The sequence below is a fragment of the Agrobacterium sp. ST15.13.015 genome, from assembly GCF_027871645.1.
In the GTDB taxonomy this organism is placed as follows: domain Bacteria; phylum Pseudomonadota; class Alphaproteobacteria; order Rhizobiales; family Rhizobiaceae; genus Agrobacterium; species Agrobacterium leguminum.
In genome coordinates this window covers 167,414-188,976 of sequence record NZ_JAQAHF010000006.1, presented here as the reverse complement: position 1 = coordinate 188,976, position 21,563 = coordinate 167,414, and the positions used below count along the sequence as shown (strand labels likewise).

General features: G+C 61.3%; 19 protein-coding genes. 13 read left to right on the top strand and 6 right to left on the bottom strand.

All coding sequences use genetic code 11. From position 1 onward, the window contains the following. Positions 1-157: 157 nt before the first annotated feature. Complete coding sequence (locus PIB16_RS11740) at positions 158-1,051, bottom strand: helix-turn-helix domain-containing protein (RefSeq protein ID WP_020809316.1); 894 nt, start codon at positions 1,049-1,051, stop codon at positions 158-160. Positions 1,052-1,267: 216 nt separating this feature from the next. Between PIB16_RS11740 and PIB16_RS11735 the strand changes: the two genes are divergently transcribed. After that, on the top strand, positions 1,268-1,444 hold the full coding sequence (locus PIB16_RS11735) for a hypothetical protein (protein ID WP_174000681.1): 177 nt from the start codon (positions 1,268-1,270) through the stop codon (positions 1,442-1,444). Positions 1,445-1,549: 105 nt separating this feature from the next. On the opposite strand, the gene katG is transcribed toward PIB16_RS11735, so the two are convergent. Further along, complete coding sequence (gene katG, locus PIB16_RS11730) at positions 1,550-3,721, bottom strand: catalase/peroxidase HPI (RefSeq protein WP_125146887.1); 2,172 nt, start codon at positions 3,719-3,721, stop codon at positions 1,550-1,552. Positions 3,722-3,931: 210 nt separating this feature from the next. Between katG and PIB16_RS11725 the strand changes: the two genes are divergently transcribed. The 7 genes from PIB16_RS11725 (at position 3,932) to PIB16_RS11695 (ending at position 10,542) form a co-directional block, all read left to right on the top strand. Then, entirely contained in the window at positions 3,932-4,837 is a 906-nt protein-coding gene (locus PIB16_RS11725; RefSeq protein ID WP_174000679.1) for a hydrogen peroxide-inducible genes activator, read from the top strand. 34 nt (positions 4,838-4,871) lie between these two features. Continuing rightward, a complete protein-coding gene (locus tag PIB16_RS11720; protein ID WP_174000677.1) occupies positions 4,872-5,873 on the top strand; it encodes a LacI family DNA-binding transcriptional regulator in 1,002 nt (333 codons plus the stop codon). A 171-nt stretch (positions 5,874-6,044) separates the two neighbouring features. Then, positions 6,045-7,079, top strand: a complete 1,035-nt coding sequence (locus tag PIB16_RS11715) for a sterol desaturase family protein (protein ID WP_174000675.1) — start codon at positions 6,045-6,047, stop codon at positions 7,077-7,079. Beyond that, positions 7,076-7,387 carry a MocE family 2Fe-2S type ferredoxin gene (locus PIB16_RS11710; protein ID WP_020809312.1) on the top strand — a complete coding sequence of 104 codons (312 nt, stop codon included), beginning with the start codon at positions 7,076-7,078 and terminating at the stop codon, positions 7,385-7,387. The genes PIB16_RS11715 and PIB16_RS11710 overlap by 4 nt, the downstream gene beginning before the upstream one ends. Positions 7,388-7,462: 75 nt before the next feature. After that, positions 7,463-8,407, top strand: coding sequence for a substrate-binding domain-containing protein (locus PIB16_RS11705; protein ID WP_080858022.1), 945 nt, complete (start codon positions 7,463-7,465; stop codon positions 8,405-8,407). Positions 8,408-8,464: 57 nt separating this feature from the next. Continuing rightward, the gene (locus tag PIB16_RS11700) at positions 8,465-9,670 is read left to right on the top strand and encodes an NAD(P)/FAD-dependent oxidoreductase (RefSeq protein WP_174000673.1); all 1,206 of its coding nucleotides are present in this window, start codon (positions 8,465-8,467) and stop codon (positions 9,668-9,670) included. Continuing rightward, positions 9,670-10,542, top strand: a complete 873-nt coding sequence (locus PIB16_RS11695) for a sugar phosphate isomerase/epimerase family protein (protein ID WP_174000671.1) — start codon at positions 9,670-9,672, stop codon at positions 10,540-10,542. Before PIB16_RS11700 ends, PIB16_RS11695 begins: the two co-directional genes overlap by 1 nt. A 2-nt stretch (positions 10,543-10,544) precedes the next feature. Here PIB16_RS11695 and PIB16_RS11690 read toward each other — a convergent pair whose 3' ends face one another. From PIB16_RS11690 to PIB16_RS11680, 3 genes are all read right to left on the bottom strand, one after another. Next, on the bottom strand, positions 10,545-11,423 hold the full coding sequence (locus tag PIB16_RS11690) for a DUF3313 domain-containing protein (protein WP_078053540.1): 879 nt from the start codon (positions 11,421-11,423) through the stop codon (positions 10,545-10,547). A 108-nt stretch (positions 11,424-11,531) separates the two neighbouring features. Further along, positions 11,532-12,866, bottom strand: a complete 1,335-nt coding sequence (locus PIB16_RS11685; protein WP_174000669.1) for a sensor histidine kinase — start codon at positions 12,864-12,866, stop codon at positions 11,532-11,534. After that, the gene (locus PIB16_RS11680; protein ID WP_020809306.1) at positions 12,863-13,537 is read right to left on the bottom strand and encodes a response regulator transcription factor; all 675 of its coding nucleotides are present in this window, start codon (positions 13,535-13,537) and stop codon (positions 12,863-12,865) included. Before PIB16_RS11680 ends, PIB16_RS11685 begins: the two co-directional genes overlap by 4 nt. 276 nt (positions 13,538-13,813) lie before the next feature. Between PIB16_RS11680 and PIB16_RS11675 the strand changes: the two genes are divergently transcribed. Next, a complete protein-coding gene (locus PIB16_RS11675) occupies positions 13,814-14,974 on the top strand; it encodes an efflux RND transporter periplasmic adaptor subunit (protein ID WP_174000667.1) in 1,161 nt (386 codons plus the stop codon). 1 nt (position 14,975) lies between these two features. Next, a complete protein-coding gene (locus PIB16_RS11670; RefSeq protein WP_174000665.1) occupies positions 14,976-18,128 on the top strand; it encodes an efflux RND transporter permease subunit in 3,153 nt (1,050 codons plus the stop codon). Between the two features lie 237 nt (positions 18,129-18,365). Here the strand turns inward: PIB16_RS11670 and PIB16_RS11665 are convergent, their stop codons facing one another. Next, the gene (locus PIB16_RS11665; protein WP_059758602.1) at positions 18,366-18,908 is read right to left on the bottom strand and encodes an NUDIX hydrolase; all 543 of its coding nucleotides are present in this window, start codon (positions 18,906-18,908) and stop codon (positions 18,366-18,368) included. 113 nt (positions 18,909-19,021) lie between these two features. On the opposite strand from PIB16_RS11665, the gene PIB16_RS11660 reads away from it, so the two are divergent. The 3 genes from PIB16_RS11660 (at position 19,022) to ku (ending at position 21,551) form a co-directional block, all read left to right on the top strand. Next, complete coding sequence (locus PIB16_RS11660) at positions 19,022-19,666, top strand: DUF47 domain-containing protein (protein ID WP_174000663.1); 645 nt, start codon at positions 19,022-19,024, stop codon at positions 19,664-19,666. Next, positions 19,666-20,670 (top strand): inorganic phosphate transporter, encoded by a 1,005-nt coding sequence (locus tag PIB16_RS11655; RefSeq protein ID WP_003521775.1) that lies wholly within the window; start codon positions 19,666-19,668, stop codon positions 20,668-20,670. Before PIB16_RS11660 ends, PIB16_RS11655 begins: the two co-directional genes overlap by 1 nt. Before the next feature lie 89 nt (positions 20,671-20,759). Beyond that, positions 20,760-21,551, top strand: a complete 792-nt coding sequence (gene ku / locus PIB16_RS11650; RefSeq protein ID WP_162934239.1) for a non-homologous end joining protein Ku — start codon at positions 20,760-20,762, stop codon at positions 21,549-21,551. Positions 21,552-21,563 lie beyond the last annotated feature (12 nt).

The window sequence follows — 21,563 nt, the reverse complement described above, 5'->3', positions numbered from 1 at the left end:
ATTTCCCTAATGCACCACGTCATCCTCGGGCTCGTCCCGAGGATCTAACCACGCCTCATCAAGTCTGAAGGTCGCAGATCCTCGGGACAAGCCCCATGATGAGGAAAGGTGAGGTTTGCGGCCTCACCAAAACACTGCGCATCGACCTCACCCAGCTTCAAAGCAGCCTGTGCAGCCGTCGCCAGGCGGCGGGTGTGTTTCCCACGGACTGGCGGAAAGCCTTGGTCAGATGGGCCTGATCGGAAAAGCCAAGCTGGGCGGCGATATCGGCCACCGTCAGATCGCCTTCCAGCAGAAGTTTCTGGGCGGCATTGATGCGCCGCTCCAATTGCCATTGCAGCGGCGTCTTGCCGGTGGTCTGGCGAAATACGGTGGCGAACCAGCTTTCCGAAAGACCGACAATATCGGCCATCTCCGCAACCGTCATACGGTCGTCGCCACGCTTTTCGACCTGGGCAAGAAGCTTGTTCAACTGCGCCTGCGTCAGCCTGCCATTGACCTGCTCCGGCGAAGGGCCGGGAATATCCAGCAGGCCGGCAACGATGCTGCCGACGAGGCTTTCCGCATAGACCGCATGTTTCGAGGGTTCAGCCAGCTCATCGACCAGCAGGCCGGCAAGGGTTTCCACCGAGCCGATATCCTGTATCTCGACGGGACGGCGCAGCGCCGTCATCGCCGCCGAACTGCCGACCGAGGGCGACAGGAAACGCAACAGGCGGTCCTTGTGAATATGCAGGTTAAGATGCGAGAATCGGTGCGTGGCGCTGCTGCTCGTCCACATCGGAACGCCGGCCGGCACATAAACCGCCCGTGTCATCGGCCGCGAATGGTTGGTGAACTCGCCATTGCGGTTGGACATGCTGATGCGCGAGGAGACATCGTTGAAAAAGATCATAATGCGCGGATCGGCGGCCAGATAATAACCCTTGGCTCCCATCTGGCTTTCCGCTTCCCAGAAAGCACTGACCAGCCCGTCGAACTGGCGCCACTTCACCGGCGCAGTGACGCTAATCCCTTCCGTGTGCCAGGTCATGGAATGCCAGAAACTCAATGCGGGTACCGTCCGGTTGTCGGGTCTGGGGTGAGCGTATGGAAACACGCGCGCTGCGCCAGTCATCGCGCTCAGCCCCAATAACATGACTTATCAATTCATGTTAATAGCAAAGATCGTTATAAAGAGAAACATTCGCTGACGCGACAGCTATGGAACCTCTGAGCGAAACGTCCGTTGAACTCCTGACAGGAACGCAACACGGGAGATTCATCAATGGACAGCAAAAAGGAACCGGGCAACTTCGCGGACAAGAAACGCGAAGAGAAGGGCCGTGGCGTTATCGTTGCCGGGCCGGATGCGCACGAAAACGAAAAGAGCGGCAAAGCTCCCTCGGCAAAGGCGGAAAAATCTTCATCCGGCAAACCGATTGCGGCTTCTGACCGGCGGTAGCATGCCGGATCAAGCGGTCGCTGATGCGTCCTCGCCAACCCAGACAGAAAAACACCTCCCCGATCGCTCAGGGAGGCGCATCATCAATAAAAAGTCGGCCTTTGCTTACAGAAGGTCGAAACGGTCGGCGTTCATCACCTTGGTCCAGGCGGCGACGAAATCACGCACGAATTTCTCCCTGCTGTCGTCCTGCGCATAAACTTCCGCATAGGCGCGCAGGATGGAGTTCGAACCGATGACGAGGTCCACGCGGGTCGCCGTGTACTTGGCTGCCCCGGTCTTGCGGTCACGAATCTCATAGAGGTTGTTGCCGGTCGGGACCCAGGAATAGGCCATGTCCGTCAGCGTCGTGAAGAAGTCCGTCGTCAGCGCGCCGGGCTTGTCGGTAAACACGCCATGCGCCGTACCGGCATAATTGGCGCCGATGACGCGCAGGCCGCCGATCAGCACTGTCAGTTCCGGCGCAGTCAGGCCGAGAAGCTGCGCGCGGTCCAGAAGCAGTTCTTCGGGGCTGACGACATAGTCCTTCTTGACCCAGTTGCGGAAACCATCCGCCAGCGGCTCAAGTGGGGCAAAGCTGTCGGCATCCGTCTGCTCGGCGGAAGCATCGCCACGGCCGGCCGCGAAAGGCACGGCAATGTCGAAGCCGGCCGCTTTCGCCGCCTGCTCCACACCGTAATTGCCGGCCAGAACGATCACATCCGCAATGCTCGCGCCGGTTTCACGGGCAATCGGTTCCAGAACCGAAAGCACTCGGGACAGACGGGCGGGCTCATTGCCTTCCCAGTCCTTCTGCGGTGCAAGGCGGATGCGTGCGCCATTGGCGCCGCCGCGCTTGTCAGAACCGCGGAAAGTGCGGGCGCTGTCCCAGGCGGTCGAGACCAGATCGGCAACGGAAAGGCCAGAAGCCGCGATCTTCGCCTTGACGGCGGCGACATCGTAGCTGGTGGAGCCTGCGGGGATGGGATCCTGCCAGATCAGGTCTTCCGCCGGAACGTCCGGGCCGAAATAACGGGACTTCGGCCCCATGTCGCGGTGGGTCAGCTTGAACCAGGCGCGGGCAAAGACCTCGGAGAAATGGTCCTGATCGTCCTTGAACTTCAGCGAAATCTCGCGGTAGATCGGGTCGACCTTCAGGGCCATGTCGGCATCGGTCATCATCGGAATGGTGCGGATCGAGGCATCCTCGACGTCGACAGGCTTGTCTTCCTCGGCAATGGTGATCGGCGCCCATTGCGATGCACCGGCGGGGCTGTGCGTCAACGTCCACTCATGCTTGAACAGCATATCGAAGAAACCGTTGTCCCACTTGGTCGGCTCGCTCGTCCACGCGCCCTCGATGCCGGATACCACGGTGTCGCGACCGATGCCGCGGCCCTTGGTGTTGATCCAGCCGAGACCCTGAAATTCCGGGCCTGCTGCTTCCGGATCGGGGCTGAGGTTGGCGGCGCTGCCATTGCCGTGCGATTTGCCGATGGTATGGCCGCCGGCGGTGAGAGCGACGGTTTCCTCGTCATCCATGCCCATGCGGGCGAAGGTTTCGCGCATCTGCGCCGCCGTCGCCAGCGGATCGGACTTGCCGTTCACGCCTTCCGGGTTGACGTAGATGAGGCCCATCTGCACGGCAGCGAGCGGGTTTTCCAGCGTCGCGGGCTTGGTCACGTCGCCGTAACGGCCGTCGCTCGGCGCCAGCCATTCCTTTTCGTCACCCCAATAGGTGTCCTTTTCCGGAGCCCAGATATCTTCGCGACCGAAAGCAAAGCCGAAGGTCTTCAGACCGGCGACGTCATAGGCAATGGTGCCGGCGAGCGCGATCAGGTCTGCCCAGGAAATCTTGTTGCCGTATTTCTTTTTGATCGGCCACAGGAGGCGGCGGCCCTTGTCGGTGTTCACGTTGTCCGGCCAGGAATTGAGCGGCGCAAAACGCTGGTTGCCGGTGTTGGCGCCGCCGCGGCCGTCAGTCACGCGGTAAGAACCCGCCGCATGCCAGGTAACGCGCGCCATCATGCCCACATAGCTGCCCCAGTCGGCCGGCCACCAGTCCTGGCTGTCGGTCATCAGCGCGCGCAGATCGGCTTTCAACGCTTCGACATCGAGCGTCTTCAGGGCTTCACGATAGTTGAAGGAGGTGCCGAGCGGATTGGTCTTGGTGTCGTGCTGGTGCAGGATGTCGAGGTTCAGCGCATTCGGCCACCATTCGGTTACCGATTTACCCGAGGCCGTATTGCCTCCATGCATGACAGGACACTTGCCAGCCGGTTTTGAAGTTGCGTCCATTTCGCCCTCCGATGGGTTTAACAATTAAACGAAATAATCAATTCGACATGTGCAGCGTTAGAGCCAGAGCCAGCGGCAGGTCATGGGAAAACCGTGCAGCGACGCTGGTAACCTCTCACAGCTACAGCTTCTTTCTGTCATGAAGATGACTAACAGCCGGGTTCCATAATTTCCAATTGTATATTCTAAAGGCTGCGATATGCTGAGCTTATGATTGCGCTCTCCATGAAACATCTCCGTTATTTCGACGCTCTGGCCAAGATCGGCCATTTCGGTCGGGCGGCGGAGGCGTGCGCGATTTCCCAACCTGCACTATCTTTGCAGATCCGGGAACTGGAGGAATTGATCGGTGCGCCGCTCGTCGAACGCGGCAGCCGCCAGATCAGGCTGACCGCGCTTGGCGAGGAATTCGCCGAACGCACCCGCTCGATATTGCGTTCGGTGGACGAGTTGCAGGATCTGGCGCGTGCGGGGCACGGCCCTCTCAGCGGTCGGCTGCGCATCGGTGTCATTCCCACCGTCGCGCCCTATCTTTTGCCGCAGGTGATCAAGACGCTGACCCGGCATTATCCCGGACTCGAAGCACGCCCGCGCGAGGCGGTGACACAGAAGCTCATCGAAGACCTTCTCGAAGCCCGGCTCGACATGGCGATCGTCGCCCTGCCCGTCTCGGAACCGGCGCTGGAGGAGGTTCCGCTGTTTTCGGAGGAATTCATTCTGGTGCGGCCGATGGAGGATGCGGGCATGCCGGTGCCGAGCGCCGACAAGCTGGGCGAAATGCGCCTGCTGCTGCTGGAAGAAGGCCATTGCTTCCGCAACCAGGCGCTTTCCTTCTGCAGCACGACCAATGCGCCGCCGCGCGTGCTGATGGAAGGCTCCTCGCTCTCCACCCTCGTGCAGATGGTCGGCGCCGGCATCGGCGTCACACTCATTCCGCAGATGGCCGTCGATATGGAGACACGGCAATCCACCGTCTCGGTGTTCCGGCTGGCGGAACCGCGCCCGTCGCGCACCATCGGCATGGTGTGGCGCAAGAGCAATCCGCTCTCGGCGCAGTTCAGCCATATCGCCGAAATCGTCCGCGAATGCGGCCTTCAGAAACTCGGCCAGTCTTGAAGACGACAGACACATCAATATCAGGAAAGCGAATGTGAGCAGGCCGAATTACCGCGATATCGCCCGCCTCGCAGGCGTTGGAACCGCCACGGTCGAGCGGGTGCTAAACGGGCGCGGCGGCGTTCGTGCCGAACTCGTGGAAAAGGTCGTTCTTGCCGCACGCACACTGGATTATCCGCGCACCCTGCCGGAGACCCACCGAGGCCTCTTGCGCATAGAAGTGCTGATGGTACGCCCGGACACCACCTTTTACCGGCGGCTTTCCAAGGCCTTCGAAAGAATTGCGGCAACGCTCGACCCTCTCGTCGTTGTCCACCGCAGCTTCGCCGAAGAGATGAAGCCGGACGAGCTGGCGAGCCGCATCACCGCCGCCGCAGAGGCGCGCGCGGGCCTTATCCTCGCCAGTCCGAGCAGCGCGGCGGTTAGCGCCGCCGTCGAGGCGGCGGTGGCGCGCGGCGTGCCGGTCGTGCATGTCGTCACGCGCGCTTCGGCGGAAAAGGGCGAATTCATCGGCATCGACAATGGCGCGGCGGGACGGACGGCGGCGCATTTCATCACCCGCATGGCGCGCCAGCCCGGCCCGGTCATCGCGCTCTGCCATCCGATCTATCAGGTCCACCGCGACCGTATCGGCGGCTTTTCCGATTACTTCCGAGATCATCCCAGTGAACATCGCTTCGAATGGCTGGGCTTTACCCGCGACGACGAATATTACGGCGCCGAGGCCCTGCGCATGGCGCTCGATCTCTATCCCGACATGGCCGGACTCTATAATGCCGGCGGCGCGAATGCCGCCCTGATCGACGTTCTTCGCCGGCATCCGCGCGGCAGCGAGATATTCTTCGTCGGCCATGAATTGACCGATTATACCCGCAAGGCGCTGAATGACGGCATCATGGATATCGTGCTTGATCAGGCCCCCGAGGCGCAGGCCCGCCGGGCGCTGGATCTCGTCCTTCGCCGGATCGGTCTCACCGATATTGAGCCCGATAACGCGCCCATTCGCTTCGTCACCATCACCGCCGAAAGCCTTTGATCTGATTTGATCAACGAAGGCTTCGGCGTTCACCGCCCGCCCTGCTAATTTCTCTTCAGGGAGGAAAGCCGCAGAGCGCGAGAGTGCCGGCGGCCATGGCGTGTAAACGCCCTTCTTCATCGTGAAAACTTGCGCGGGCGCATCGGGAGCGATCGTCCGAAGGAGAGCGCTATGGACGATCTGAAATATGGAACGCGTAACAAGCGCGGCGACTGGGCGCCCCACCAGCCGGTGGAAACAGCACCGCTCTTTGCCTTTCCGCCGCGCCTCGTGGCGCTTTTAAAGTGGCTGCCGCATTATTTTTTTCCGTGGAATGCGATCTTCGCGCTTTCTGCAGTCGGCTACTGGGCTTTTGTCATTCCGCCCGTCGAAACCATGGCCACGCTTGGCTTCGGCTGGATCGCTTGGCTTTATGCGGTCAATGCGGTCTGCGTCTTTCTCTTCTACGGCGGTTTCGAACTCCATCTCTATATTCTGAAGCGGCAGGAAAACCGCTTCAAATATAACGGCAAATTTCCCGCCGAACAGAAGAGCAAGGCCTTCTGGTTCGAGAGCCAGAACCTCGACAACATCCTGCGCACCTTCCTTTCCGGCGTGACGATCTGGACCGCCATCGAAGTGGCGATGTTGTGGGCCTATGCCAATGGTTATGCGCCATGGCTCAGCTTTGCCGAAAATCCATGGACGCTCGCAGCCGTGGCGCTTGTTGTGCCGATCATCCACGAATTTCACTTCTTCTGCATTCACCGGCTCATCCACACGCCGCTGCTTTATAAATGGGTGCATTCCGTCCACCACAATTCGGTGAACCCGTCGCCCTGGTCGTCGCTATCCATGCATCCGGTCGAGCATCTGCTTTATTTCGGCACCGCCTTTTATCACCTGGTCCTGCCGTCCAACCCGGTCCTCATGCTTTACCAGCTGCATTATGCGGGCTTCGGCGCGATCCCCGGCCATGTCGGCTTCGACAAGGTCGAGATCGGCGAGGACAAGCTGGTCGATAGCCATGCCTATGCGCATTACCTCCACCACAAATATTTCGAGGTGAATTACGGCGACGCCCTCATCCCGCTCGATAGGTGGTTCGGCACCTGGCACGACGGCTCGGCGGAGGGAGAAGCCCGCATGCAGGAACGCTATCGCAAACGCAAAGAAAAACTCGCGGCCCGCAAGGCGCGCAACACCATCGGGGAGGCAGCCGAATGAACTGGGTTTCAGCCTGCAAACTGGAAGACATCGAACAGGAAGGCGCGATCCGCTTCGACCACGCCGGACGCACCTATGCGATCTACCGCGGTCCGGATGACAGCGTTTATTGCACAGCCGGCCTCTGCACCCATGAGGCCATCCATCTCGCCGAAGGGCTGGTGATGGATTTCGAGGTGGAATGTCCCAAGCATTCCGGCGCCTTCGATTATCGCACCGGCGAGGCGCTGCGGCTGCCCGCCTGCGAAAACCTGAAGACCTATCCGGCGCAGGTGGTGGACGGCGAAGTACGCATCACCATCGGCTAGGCCGGGCTTTCGAGCAGGCCCGAAAGGGCCTCCGGAATGCACCCGGGCGGCCCGGCGCCCCAAGGGAGGACAAACATGAAATCCATCTGTACCATGGCCGCTCTGGCGGTCCTTTTCGCCGGCACGGCATCGGCCGAGACCATCGGCGTTTCAATGCAGAGCTTCGACAATAATTTCCAGACCCTGCTGCGCGAAGGGCTTGGCGCCCGGGCATCGGAGATCGACGGCGTCAAGATCCAGGTCGAGGACGCGCAGGCCGATATTTCCAAGCAGCTCAACCAGGTCAATAATTTCATCGCCGCAAACGTCGACGCGATCATCGTGACGCTGGCAGACACCTCGGCCGCACCCGGCATCAGCGATGCCGCAGCCAAGGCGGGCATTCCGCTGGTCTACCTCAATCTCGAACCGGACAATGTCGCCAAACTGCCGGAAAAGCAGGCCTATGTCGGCTCACGGGAAACCGATGCGGGGCGGCTGGCCGGCGAAGCGGCCTGTTCGCTGCTCAAGGAGAAGGGAAAGGCCGCCGACGCGCAGGCCTATATATTGATGGGCGATCTCGCCCATCAGGCCTCGCGCGACCGGACCTCGTCCTTCAAGCAGGCGCTCACATCCGGCGACTGCAGGGCCGTCACCATCGCCGACGAGCAATCGGCCGCATGGACACGGACAACCGCGATGGACATGACGACAAACTGGATCACCGCCGGCCGACCGATCGACGTCGTCTTCGCCAATAATGACGAGATGGCGATCGGCGCGGTTCAGGCGCTGAAGGCGGCCAGCGTTTCGATGGACGATGTGATCGTCATCGGCATCGACGCCACGCCGGACGGTCTCGCCTCCATGGCCGCTGACGATCTCGACGCCACGGTGTTCCAGAACGCCAAGGGGCAATCGACAAGCGCGCTCGATGCCGCCGTCGCCCTGATACGCGGCACGCCGGTCGACAAACAGGTCATGGTTCCGTTCGAACTGGTGACGCGGAAGAACATGACCGATTACGCCAGCCGAAACTGATCCTCCCCCAGCCGGTGCACCCTGAAAAGCGCGCCGGTCCCTTCTCACGGAGATACCATGGACGCAATCGTCATCATCGGCGCCGGCGAGGCGGGCACACGTGCCGCCTTTGCGCTGCGCGAAGCGGGCTTTGCAGGCAACGTCACGCTGGTCGGCACGGAGCCGCACCCACCCTATGAACGGCCGCCGCTCTCCAAACCGCTCGAAGGTGCGGTGCGGATGAAACCCATCTGCGGCGACGGAGCACTGGAGACTGCCCGCATCTCCTATCGTCAGGGCGTATCGGCGACCCGGATCGATGTGAAAGACCGTCTTGTGACACTCGATGACGGGCGGACGCTCGGCTATGACAGGCTGCTGCTTGCAACCGGGGCACAGCCGCGAAAATTAACATGCCCCGGCGCGGGGCTGGCGCTGGATTTCCGCACCCACGCGGATGCGCAGGCGATTTTCTCCCGCACAAATAGCGGCGCCCGGATCGCGATCATCGGCGGCGGGCTTATCGGAATGGAACTTGCAGCGGTTCTGCGTGGCAAGGGGGTTGCGGTCAACATTATCGAGGCCGCAACACGGCCGCTCGGCCGTGCGGTTCCCCCGCGTTTTGCCGAAAGGATACACAAGCGCCATCTCGAAGAGGGCGTGAATTTCCATCTGGGAAAGGGCGTTTCGGAAATCACGCCGGAAGCAGTTTCGCTTACCGAAGGCGCGCGCGTGCCGGCCGATATAGTCGTCTCCGCCATCGGCGTCCTGCCCAATGTCTCATTGGCGCAAACGGCTGGGCTTGCGACCGGAAACGGCATTCTGACCGATGCTTTCCTGCGCACCAGCGATCCCCATATCTTCGCGGCGGGCGATTGCGCGGCCGTCTCGCAAGCCGCCGGCGGACATATCCGGTTTGAAAGCTGGCGCAATGCACGCAGCCAGGCGGAGGTCGCAGCGCGTAACATTCTTGGCGCAAACGAGGCCTTCGCCGCCCTGCCCTGGTTCTGGTCGGATCAATATGATCTCGGCCTTCAGGTCGCGGGCCTGCCGCAGCCGGAGCATCAGAGCGTCACCCGACCGCTGGGCGAGGGCGAACTGGAATTCTACCTTCAGGACGGCCGCCTTGTCGCCGCCGCCGGGCTGGGCGTCGGCAACAGCGTCGCCAGGGACATAAAACTGGCCGAGATGCTGATCGCCGCCGGCATCAATCCCGACCCGTCGGCCCTTGCCGACCCCGGCGTCAATCTCAAATCATTGCTGAAAAGCGCGCGGGCGGCCTGATGCAGAAGCTGCTCGTCTTTCAATCGCTGTGGGCCATGGAAAGGCTCTCCGGCGATAGCCATGAACCCAGCCTTGAGGAAAACATAGCCCGGATCGCCGCAGCCGGTTTCGATGGCGTCAGCGCGCATTATACCGACCGTGCGGATGTGCAGCGTCTCAATAGGGCGATCCGTGGCACGGGCCTTCGGATCGAAGGTGTCTGCTTTCCGCGCAGTATCGAGGATCTGCGACACACGTTGGCGCTGGCGCAGGAGTTTCCCGTCAGCCATATCGATCTGCAGGCGGATATCCGTCCGCGCCGGGTGGAAGATTGTCTGCCGCTTCTCGACGGCTGGATGCGACTTGCCGAAGAGGCGGGCGTTCCCGTCTTCATCGAAACCCATCGCAACCGGATGACCAGCGATCTCCTGTTCACGCTCGACCTTCTGGAACGGCGGCCCGAACTGCCGCTGCTGGCCGATCTGTCCCACTATCTCGTTGCCCGCGAATTCGCCTTTCCAGTCGAAGATGAAAGCCAGCGGCAGATCCGCCGCATCCTTCGCAATGCGCAGGCCTTTCACGGACGGATCGGCTCCTGCGAGCAAATCCAGATCGAGATTTCCTTCGCCCATCACCGCCCATGGGTCGATCTGTTTCTGAACTGGTGGGACTATGGATTCCGCCACTGGCGATCGCTTGCGCCAGATAATGGTGAGCTGGTCTTCACCTGTGAACTCGGCCCCAGCCCCTATGCCATCACCGGCCGGGACGGCAGCGATTCCACCGACAGATGGGTGGAATCGCTGCAACTCAAGACGATGGCGCAAACGCTATGGGCGCAAACCGCTCATTCTGCGAGCGGGATCGCGACCGTCTCGCATATCAACCGCTGATGTTATCGCGACGCGGCCTTTGCGGATCTGTCGGTCCATTCGGGTGGCGCACCGAACTTGTCGGCCACCATGCCCTGCAGGCCGCGCGACCGGCCATAGGCATCGCATTCGACATATTTCGGTTTTCCACCCAGGGCGGACCGGATTCGATGGCCGGAGGGGATAGAGAGGTTCAGCCCGTCCGAGACCTTGCCTGTCACCAGAATGCGCGAGAAGTAGTTGGAGAAATCGGCGGCAAGCTCGTAGGCATCTCCGATTTCCGAGACGCGGGCGTTGCCCGTGATGGAATTCGCGCCCTTGGACCAGACGGCCGCAGCGCGCTGGACGCCGGTGCTGTCCACCGCCTCCGCCTCGACGGCGAGGCCGCCAAGCCCGAATGGAAGACGCGGCACGCTGACCGGCAGGACGAAGCCGCTGCCGAGCGTCACGGCCGTCGATACCCCGGCCATGGTCTTGTCGGTCGGCACCAGATCGGTGATGACCGTGCGCACCGTCATGTCCGCCGGCTGGCCCAGCGCGGCAATCCGATATTTATCGCTGAGCGCCACGCAGATGGCGCGATCCAGCGCATTCGAAACAAGGACACGGTCCTTTTCCGATGTGACCCGCGACGAGGCCGCAAAGGAGAAGGTGGTCGGCACGATGGCGACGGTCTTGACGCCGGCCAGTCCGTTGGCGTCCACGAAGGTGCGCGATTTGGTGAACTTGCCCTTGACCGGGCTGAGTTGCGCATAAGAGGTCAGCGTACCGCCTTCCTTGAGCGGCACGGACGTGCAGCCGGACATGATGATGGCAAAGGGCAAGGTGGCGAAGGCGACGCCGCGACTGCGGGAGGCCCTGTCGCCGGAAGCCCGGGCAAACAGACTGCACTGTTGTTTCACTGCACGTACTCCAGTTGGCATGGTTGATCCTGTGCCCCACACGGTACGACAGTGAAAATTGCGGCAACATTACAATTGCCCGCCCCTGAAAGCGCGCGCAACGCAGGATCAGAAACGCAACCGGAAGGTGCTTCCGAAGGCGCTGCTGTCCAGAAAGATTCGCCCGTTATGGTTGGCGACGATCTGCTTGACGAGGCTGAGGCCAAGGCCGGCCCCGGTGCTGCGCGGTGTAACGCGATAAAAGGGCTCGAAAATCCGCTCCCGCTGATCTTCGGCTATCCCCTGTCCCTCATCGGAAACCGCGATCTCGCCAGTGGCGAGAATCGAGACGTGGATCATCCCTCTGTTTCCGCCATGGTCGATGGCGTTGCGCACGATGTTGCTGATGGCGCGCGGCAAGGTGAACGGGTTGCCCAGTATTTCATATCGCGCGACCTGCGTTTCGAAGGAGATATCGTAGCCCGCCGAAAGCGCGAGCGGCGCGAGATCGGCAACGACAGTGCGCGCCGTCTCGACGAGGTCCAGCGTTTCGCGCCGGTCGTTCACCTGATCGTTTCTTTCGAAGGCGAGAAGCTGTTCGGTGGTTTCCCCAAGCCGCGCGACATCCTCCATCAGGCGTTGCTGCTCCGGCCCCGGCAGGCCCTCTATCCGGGTCTGCATGATGGCAATCGGCGTTCTCAGCTCATGCGCCGCATCGATGAGAAAACGCTGCCGCGCCCGAAACTGCTCTTCAAGCCGTTCGAGGATGCCGTTGAAGGCAAGGATCAGGGGCACCACCTCCCGCGGTACATCCTCGACCGGAAGCTTCGAGCCCGGCCGGCGCGGATCGATCTCGGGAGCCTTTTTGACGACGGAATTGAGGCCGGCAAGCGCCTCGCGCACGATGCGGGGAACCGAGAAGAACACGGCGGGCAAGATGACAGCCAGGAGGGGAACGTAAATCTTGTAGGTTCCGGCAAGGAGCGCCAAAAACTGCCCCCTCATATGCGTGGTTCCGCCGAACATGACCCTTACGGAACCCCACTTCGTCTCCATGCTTTCAACCAGGGCGACCTCGGAGATGCCCTTTCCTCCGCGAATATCGGCATCCGTCAGCAAATGCAGATACGGCGACAGTTCCTCATAAACGGCAGGCACGGCGCCATAGCTCGCCACCCGCCCGTCCAGCGTGGAAGCCACGAACCAGAGCGTTGAGTTCTCCGCCTTCAGGGCCTGCAATGACGGGCCATTGGTAACGACCAATCCTTTTTGCGGATCGAGGGAAAGCGACTCATCGAGTGTTGCCGACAGATCGTCCCAGAGCGCAATATTGGGCGAAAGCATCGTCATGCCGTAAAAGCAGAGGCCGATGATGACCACGGCAATCATGGCGGAGACGACGACGCTGAGCTGCCAGCTCAACTTCCACCACAAGGACGAGTTGGAGGTGCCCTGCGCTTTCATGCCTCTTCCTTCAACAGATAACCGATGCCGCGAATATTATGGACGCCAACGCCTGCGGAGGCATCGAGCAGGCGTTTTCGCAGCCGCGATATATGCGCGTCGAGCGCATTGGACTGGATCTCTTCCTCGTAATTGTAGACGGCCGCCTCAAGCGTGGAACGCAGCACGGATTTGCCCTTGCGTTTCGCCAGCGCAACGAGAATCGCAAGCTCGCGCCTTGGCAGATCGAAGGGAGCGGAATTGATCGTGACGCTGAGATGGAGCGGATCGATAACGATGCGGCCGGCTGTGATTTCGGCCGGCGCAAGGTTTGCCGGCCGTCTCAGAACCGCACGCACCCGCGCCAGCAGCTCACCGACGAGAAACGGCTTGCCGAGATAGTCGTCGGCGCCGCCATCCAGTCCGGCTATGCGGTCTTCCGGTTCGTTCAGTGCCGTCAACAGTATGATCGGCGTGTCAATGCCGGCATGGCGCAGCTGCGGAATGAAGGCAAGTCCCTCCCCGTCCGGCAGGCGGCGATCAAGCAGGATGGCGTCATAGACGTGCTGGCGCGTCAGCTCCATCGCATCGCCGAGCCACATCGTATGGTCGATGACGATGCCCTGCCTGCCGAGCGTCGCCGTCAGCGCATCCGCCATTGCCTTTTCGTCTTCGATCAACAGAAGTCTCATGCGTCACCGTCCCTTCGCATTCCCTTGTCTGCCAGAAAGGTTGCGGCAGTATTGCGGCAAAGAAGACACCTGAGCATTTCCAACCCCGTGCATGTCCGTTTCCCCTCCGAAAAGGCGTAAAAACAGGGCGATGGAACATCGGACCCTGCTGTTTAAGCAGCTGCGTTCGCAAGGGTAATGCTGCTGCAATTATGGACGCCTATCCAGATGCCATACGCCTCAAGAGAGGCAATGCGACCGCCCGAGCGGCGGTCCCGGTATGGAAAGGATTTCAGCATGTGGGTGAAGAGGACCATCAAGGCGGGGATCGCGCTTGCAGGTTGCGTTCTCGTTGTCACCGCTCTCGATCCGGCGCGCGGCAGCGTCGATGCGAATGAGCGTGTCAAAGGCATCGTGAACGGGCTCGTCGAGACTGCCGCGATGAGCCCGGCAGGCACTCCGTTCGAACTGACGGCGACTGAAACGGCGAAGATCGGCACGCGCCCGATGGTGGAGCGGCTTGGCATCAGCGGCGAGCTTCAGCCCATCACCCGTGTGGTGATCCGCGCCCGTGAAGCCGGCAAGATCGTCGAGATGAATGTCCGCGACGGAGACGCGGTACAGGCGGGCGAGTTGCTCGTGCGTTTCGAAACCGACGAGCTGCAATCGACGCTTTTGCTGCGGCAGAGCGACCGGGATGCGGCCGAGGCCGAGCTGATGCTGGCAATGCAGGCCCTGACGAGAACCGAACAGCTTGCCCTGAAAAACATCGCTTCGGCAGAACAGCTCGACAAGGCGAAAAGCGATGTGGCGGTGAAGACGGCAAGGCTCCAGAGCCTTTCGGCGCAGGCGGATATTGCTCGCCTCGCCCTTCGCTATGCCGAAATCCGCGCGCCCTTCGGCGGCACCGTCACCCGGCGGCTTGCCGAGGCGGGATCGCGTGTCGGTGCGGATGGCGAGCTTCTCACGCTGGTCGATAACAGCGTGCTGGAGGCGAAGGTTCTTGTCGCCACGCGCGATGTTCCGCGCGTCGCCCTCGGCCAGACGGCGGAACTGGAGATTGACGGCCTTGGCGGCCAGATCGTCAAAGCCACGGTCGACCGCATCAGCCCGGTTGCCGAAGACGGCACCCGCTTCGTCGCCGTCTATCTGCGGCTTGCCAATCGTGGCGGCCGGCTGTGGGGCGGAATGTTCGCCAGCGGATCGATCCTGCTGCGCGAGAAAAACGATGCGCTCGTCGTTCCCGCCATCGCGCTGCGCAAGGATGAGGCCGGTTATCATGTGCTCAAGGTGCTGGACGGCCATCTTCGCCGCCAGACGGTCACGGTGGGAGCGCGCTGGAACGGCGGCAACCTGATCGAGATCGCCGCCGGGCTGAAGGATGGCGAGACCATCCTGACCGCGCCGCTTCCGCAATTGCGGCCCGATATGGCCGTCACCGTCGACAAGGCAGGCTGACATGTTCTTGACCCGCATATCCGTTACCCACCCCGTTTTCGCCACCATGATGATGGTGGCGCTTCTGGTCATGGGCGCCTTCTCCCTGCAAAGGCTTGGCCTCGACCAATATCCCAATGTCGACGTTCCCGTGGTGGTGGTCGTCACCTCTTATCCGGGCGCGACACCGGAGACGGTGGAAACCGAGGTGACACGCCCGGTCGAGGATGCACTAAACGCCATTGGTGGTCTCGATGAGGTCACCTCCACCTCCTATGAGGGGCGCTCCGTCGTCGTCGCAAAATTCAAGCTTGAGGTGCGCAGTTCAGCCGCCGCGCAGGAGGTGCGCGACAAGATCGCCGCCATCGAGGCGAATTTTCCGGAAGACGCCAAAAAGCCCGTCATATCGAGGTTCGACCCCGCCGCCGAGCCGATCCTGTCGGTGGCGATCAGTTCGACATCGCTCGATGTGCCCGCTCTCACCAGCCTTGCCGATCAGAAGGTGGTGCGGCAGCTGACGACCGTTGCCGGCGTCGGCCAGGCAACGCTGGTCGGCGCGCGCAAGCGGCAGATCGATGTGACAATCGACGAGACGCGCATGCGCGCCCTCGGGATCGGCATCAACGAGGTGGTGAATGCGCTGCGCACCGGCAACAGCAACAGCCCGGCCGGAAGCGTCATCGATCCCGTCTCCGAACGCACGATCCAGGTGCAGGGGCGTATCGAGGAGCCGCAGGCGCTGCTGGATATGGTCGTGGCAAGGCGCGGCGGCGCGGCCATTGCGCTTCGCGATGTCGCCACGCTTTCCGAAGGAGCGGCCGATGCCGAAAACCGCGCCCTTTATAATGGCCAGACGGCGCTGGCGATCGACATCGTCAAGGTTCAGGACGCCAATACGGTTCAGGTCGCGACGGATGTGAGGAAGCGCCTCGATGCGCTCAATGCCGAGCTTGCCTCGCAGAACGTGCAATTGCGCGTCGTCACGGATGCGTCGATACCCATCCGCGAATCCGTCAATCAGGTACAGACGACGCTGATAGAAGGTGCGGCGCTCGCCGTCGCCATCGTCTTCCTGTTTCTAAACTCCTGGCGCAGCACGGTTATTACCGGGCTGACATTGCCAATCGCAATCATCGGCACGCTCGCGGTGATACATTTCCTCGGCTTCACGCTCAATACGCTCAGCCTGCTGGCGCTGACGCTTTCCATCGGCATTCTGGTGGATGACGCCATCGTGGTGCGCGAAAACATCACCCGCCATCTTCACATGGGTAAATCGCATCTGCGCGCGGCCCTCGACGGCACCAATGAAATCGGGTTTGCGGTAATCGCAACAACGGCGACAATCGTGGCAGTCTTCCTGCCGGTCGCCTTCATGGACGGCATTGTCGGCCGGTTTTTCTACGAATTCGGCGTCACCGTTTCCGCCGCCGTCCTGATCTCGCTCTTCGTCGCCTTCACGCTCGACCCGATGCTGTCCAGCATATGGTACGATCCCGACGCCCAGCCCGATGCGAAGCGCGGGCCGGTGGGCCGCCTGATCGCCCGTTTCGACCGCTGCTTCGAATGGATGGCCGGGCAATATCGCCGGGCCATCGGCTGGACCCTGCGGCATCGGCTCGTCACCCTGCTTGCCACGGCCGGCATCTTTATCGGCAGCCTGTTCATGGTGCCGCTGGTCGGCACGGAATTCGTTCCGAATGCCGATGAGGGCCGCTTCCAGGTCAATATTACCGCGCCGGTCGGCTCCTCGCTGGACTATACGACAACGAAGGTGCGGCAGGTGGAAAAGGCCCTGAAGGAATTTCCGGAAGTCGAGACGCTTTATTCCACCGTCAATACCGGCGGCGCCGCCGGCAAGCATCGGGCCGCCATATTGGTGGGGCTGGTGCCGCTCGACATGCGGAGCCGGACTCCACTCTCCCTTGCCGAACCGGTTCGCAAACGCCTGTCAGCCATACCGGGCATAGAGGTCACGATCCTGCAGAATGGCCTTGGCGGCGGCGAAAGCCCGGTGCAGCTCAGCATCCTCGGCGACGACCGGGCGGTCCTCGAAAAAATCGCCACCGGTCTGGTCGAAGACATGAAGAAAATTCCCAGCCTCGTGGATGTGACCTCGAGCGCCAAGGATGTGACCTCCATTCTTTCGGTCCGCCTGAAGCCTGCGGCGGCGAGCGATCTCGGCATTGCCCGCTCCGATCTTGCCGCAGCGCTTTCCCCCCTCATCGGCGGCGAGGATGTGTCGAAATGGACGGATGCGGACGGCAACAGCTACGATATCGTCATTCGCCTGCCCGTCGAGCGGCGGTCTGACGCGTCAGGTCTCGGTGAATTGATGATCGCAACCGGCCGCACGGCCACGAACGGCGCGCCGCTGATGGTGCGTCTCGATCAGGTTGCCGATATCGGCATCATGCCGGCTCCCGCCGAAATCCGCCGTATCGACAATCGCCGCGAGATACTGGTTTCGGCCAATATCGCCGGCCGCACGCTTGGCGAGGTCACGGAGACGTTGCAGGGCCTGACCGCCGGTCTTGACCTGCCGAACGGCTATCGCATCCGCTTCGGCGGTGACGCCGAAACCATGCAGGAGACCATCGGCCACATGGTCACGGCGCTTACCATGGCCGTCATCTTCATCTACATCGTGCTCGCCTCTCAATTCGGCAATTTCATGCAACCGCTCGCCATCATGGCGTCCCTGCCACTTTCGCTTGTCGGCGTCCTCATCGGGCTGATGGTGGCCGGCAGTACGATCAACATGTTCTCGCTGATCGGCTTCATCATGCTGATGGGCCTCGTGACCAAAAACGGCATCCTGCTGGTCGATTTTGCCAATCGCGAGCGGCGGCGTGGGCTTTCGCTGAACGAGGCACTGGAAAATGCCGGCGTCATCCGCTTCCGCCCGATCATCATGACGACGCTTGCGATGATCTTCGGCATGATCCCGCTCGGTCTCGCCGTCGGCGGCGGTGGCGCGCAGCGTGCGCCGATGGCCCATGCGGTGGTTGGCGGTCTCATCAGTTCCACGCTGCTGACCCTGATCGTGGTGCCGACCATCCTGTCCTATATAGACAGCATCGTCAGGCGTTTTACCCGCCTGTTGCCGAAAGCGCCGGACGGAACGGGGCATTCGAACCATCAGGCGCAACCTTCCCAGAAGCAGCCGGCCTGAAAAGGCCGGTTTGCATCCAAAGGACTGCCGTCATCTCAACAGGAGAATGGCGGCTGGCCCCGCCAGAAGCACGGCGAGGACGATGATGGGATGGAGATAATGCAATAAAAAGCGGAGAGCGAGACGACATGGTTTCATGCAACGGCACCTGACGACAATCATCAGGCAAGGTTGGAGATCGCCCATTGCGGCGGCATTACAGTCCTGGGCACAGCAGCGGATGCGGGACGGGTGCTGTTACGGCCTCTCGCTTCCCTGACGCTTCTTTTTGCCCTTCGGACGAAAATCGACAAGAAGCGACTTCAGTTCGATATCGCGAACGCGCCTTGCCGCCTCATCCGGGCGCACCCATTCCAGCAGGCGTTCACCGCGTTCCTTGAAACTGGTTTCCGCCTCCGTCACCTCTATCTGGAATACATCGACCATGCAGGGTACGACATCGCCATTGTCTAGCATCTTGAGATAGGTATAGCGGCCAACCGCATTCTTTTTCACCCGGCCGCGCACGCCCGCCTCCTCCCACGCCTCGATTGCCGCCGCCTCGTGCGGCTTCTTGCGTTTCATCGGCCAGCCGCGCGGAATGATCCAGCGTCCACTGGTACGGGACGTGACAAGGAGGATTTCGACATCCTCGCCATTGCCGGCATAACGGAAGCAAAGCGCGGCATATTGCTGCCGGAAAGCGCCGGTGAAGAGCTTTTCCGGAACCGCAGCAAGCTGCTGGAGCAATGTCAGTGCACGAGCCGGGCGGGTTTTCCGGCTTTTCTTGGTGGGTTTCATATCCGTTGATAGTGCTGATTTTCCGGGTTGCATCAATGCCCCGCGTGCATTTATGACAGTTTTATGACAATCACCCCACACAACTAATAAAGCGCCATTGAGGGCCAATTCGCATGATGAGTATTTTTCGCAAGCTGATGCCGCGCGAGGACCGTTTCTTCGACATGTTCAGCAAACATTCCGAAACCGTCATCAAAGCGGCCGAGGCCCTTGACCAACTATTGAGCGGCATCGACGTCGAGAAGAACTGCGACCTCATCGTCGCCCTTGAACATCAGGCGGACGACATCACCCGCGAGGTGCTGCTCGCCGTCAGGCGCAGCTTCATCACCCCCTTCGACCGCGGCGACATCAAGGATCTCATCCAGTCGATGGATGACGCCATCGACATGATGCATAAGACCGTCAAGACCATCCGTCTTTTCGAGCAAACGGAATTCGATCCGCTGATGAAGGAAATGGGGCATGAGATCGTGCGCGCAGCCGGCCTCATCGCGGAAGCCATTCCGCTTCTCAACAAGGTCGGCACGAATGCGCAGCGCCTGTCATCCATTTCCGAAGAGGTGACCCGCGTTGAAGGCCGCTCCGACGAACTTCACGATCTGGGTCTCAAGGACCTCTTCCGCCGCCACGGCGCAAGCGGCAATGCCATGGCCTATATGATCGGCAGCGAGATCTACGGCGAACTCGAAAAGGTCGTCGACCGCTTCGAGGATGTGGCCAACGAGATCAGCGGCATCGTTATCGAGAACGTCTGATGGATGTCGCACTTGCCCTGCCGCTGCTAATCGGCCTTATCGCCATCGCGCTGTTCTTCGATTTTCTGAACGGTCTGCACGATGCCGCCAATTCCATCGCCACCATCGTCTCCACCCGTGTGCTGCGCCCGCAATATGCGGTCGCCTGGGCGGCCTTCTTCAACTTCATCGCCTTCCTGTTCTTCGGCCTGCATGTGGCCGAAACGCTCGGCACCGGCATCATCGATCCGGCCATCGTATCGCCGCAGGTGATCTTCGCGGCGCTGATCGGCGCCATCGTCTGGAACATCGTCACCTGGATTTTCGGCATTCCCTCCAGCTCGTCGCACGCGCTGATCGGCGGGCTCGTCGGTGCTGGATTTGCGAAGGTGGGTTTCAATTCCATCGTCTGGTCGGGCCTGCTGAAAACCGTGGGCGCCATCTTCATGTCGCCAGCCATCGGCTTCTTCCTCGCCCTGCTTCTGGTGCTCACCGTCTCCTGGCTGTTCGTGCGGCAGACGCCCTTTGCCGTAGACCGCACCTTCCGCGTGATGCAGTTCATCTCCGCCTCGCTTTATTCGCTGGGACACGGCGGCAACGACGCGCAGAAGACCATGGGCATCATTGCCGTGCTGCTCTTCAGCCAGGGACATCTGGGCGAGAGCTTCTACGTGCCCTTCTGGGTGGTGATTTCCTGCCAGTCGGCCATGGCGCTCGGCACGCTGTTCGGCGGCTGGCGCATCGTCCATACGATGGGATCGAAGATCACCCGGCTGAACCCGATGCAGGGTTTCTGCGCCGAAACCGGCGGTGCGCTGACGCTGTTCGGTGCGACATGGCTCGGCATTCCGGTCTCGACCACCCACACGATCACCGGCGCCATCGTCGGTGTCGGCGCTGCCCGCCGCGTCTCGGCGGTGCGCTGGGGCCTTGCCGGCAACATCGTCATCGCCTGGATCGTGACCATGCCGGCGGCTGCGCTGATCTCCGCCGCGGTTTACGGGCTGACGTCGCTGTTCGGGTGACGCTCCATCCCTGCCCCGATTTGCCGCTCCTCCCGGAACAAAAGCCACCCCGTGGCTGTTGTTCCGGGGGACCAATGCGGATCGCGGACATGGCACGACAGGTTTTCTGGAAGGGTTATCTCAAGCTGTCGCTGGTGACGGCCTCCGTCTCGCTGACGCCCGCGACGACGGAAGGCAACAAATACACCTTCCACATCCTCAATCGCAAAACCGGCAATCGCGTCGAAAGCCGTTATATCGACAGCATCACCCACCGACCGGTCGCCGCCAAAAACCAGGTAAAAGGTTTTCCCCGCGCCGAGGACGATTACGTTATTCTGGAGGATGACGAGATCGACGCGGTAGCGCTGGAAAGCACCCGGACGATCGATATCAAGACCTTCGTGCCAAAAGGATCGATCGACTGGATCTGGTACGACCGTCCGCATTTTCTGCGCCCGGAAGACAAGATCGGCACCGAAGCCTTCAGCGTCATTCGCGAAGCCATGAAGGTGAACGATGTTTTCGGCATCGCGCGCCTCGTAATCTACCGTCGTGAAAGGGCTGTGCTCCTCGAACCGTCGGGGAAAGGCATCATCCTGTGGACGCTGCATTATGGCGAAGAGGTGCGCGAAAGCATCGACGCGCTGGAGCCGAAGATGAAAATCGACCGGCCGCTGCTGGACGCCATGGAAAAACGCATCGGCAAACAGGTGACGGGTTGGAAACCGGCTTTGGTGCAGGACCCCATTCAGAAGAAGATCAAGTCCCTGCTGAAGACCAAGGGCGACGAGGTCTCCTCCTCGAAAAAGAAAACCGGCACGAAGGCCCGCGCCGGGGGCAATGTCATCAACATCATGGACGCCCTGAAGAAAAGCCTTGCTTCCGAAAAGAGAAGCTGAGGCTCGACGCCT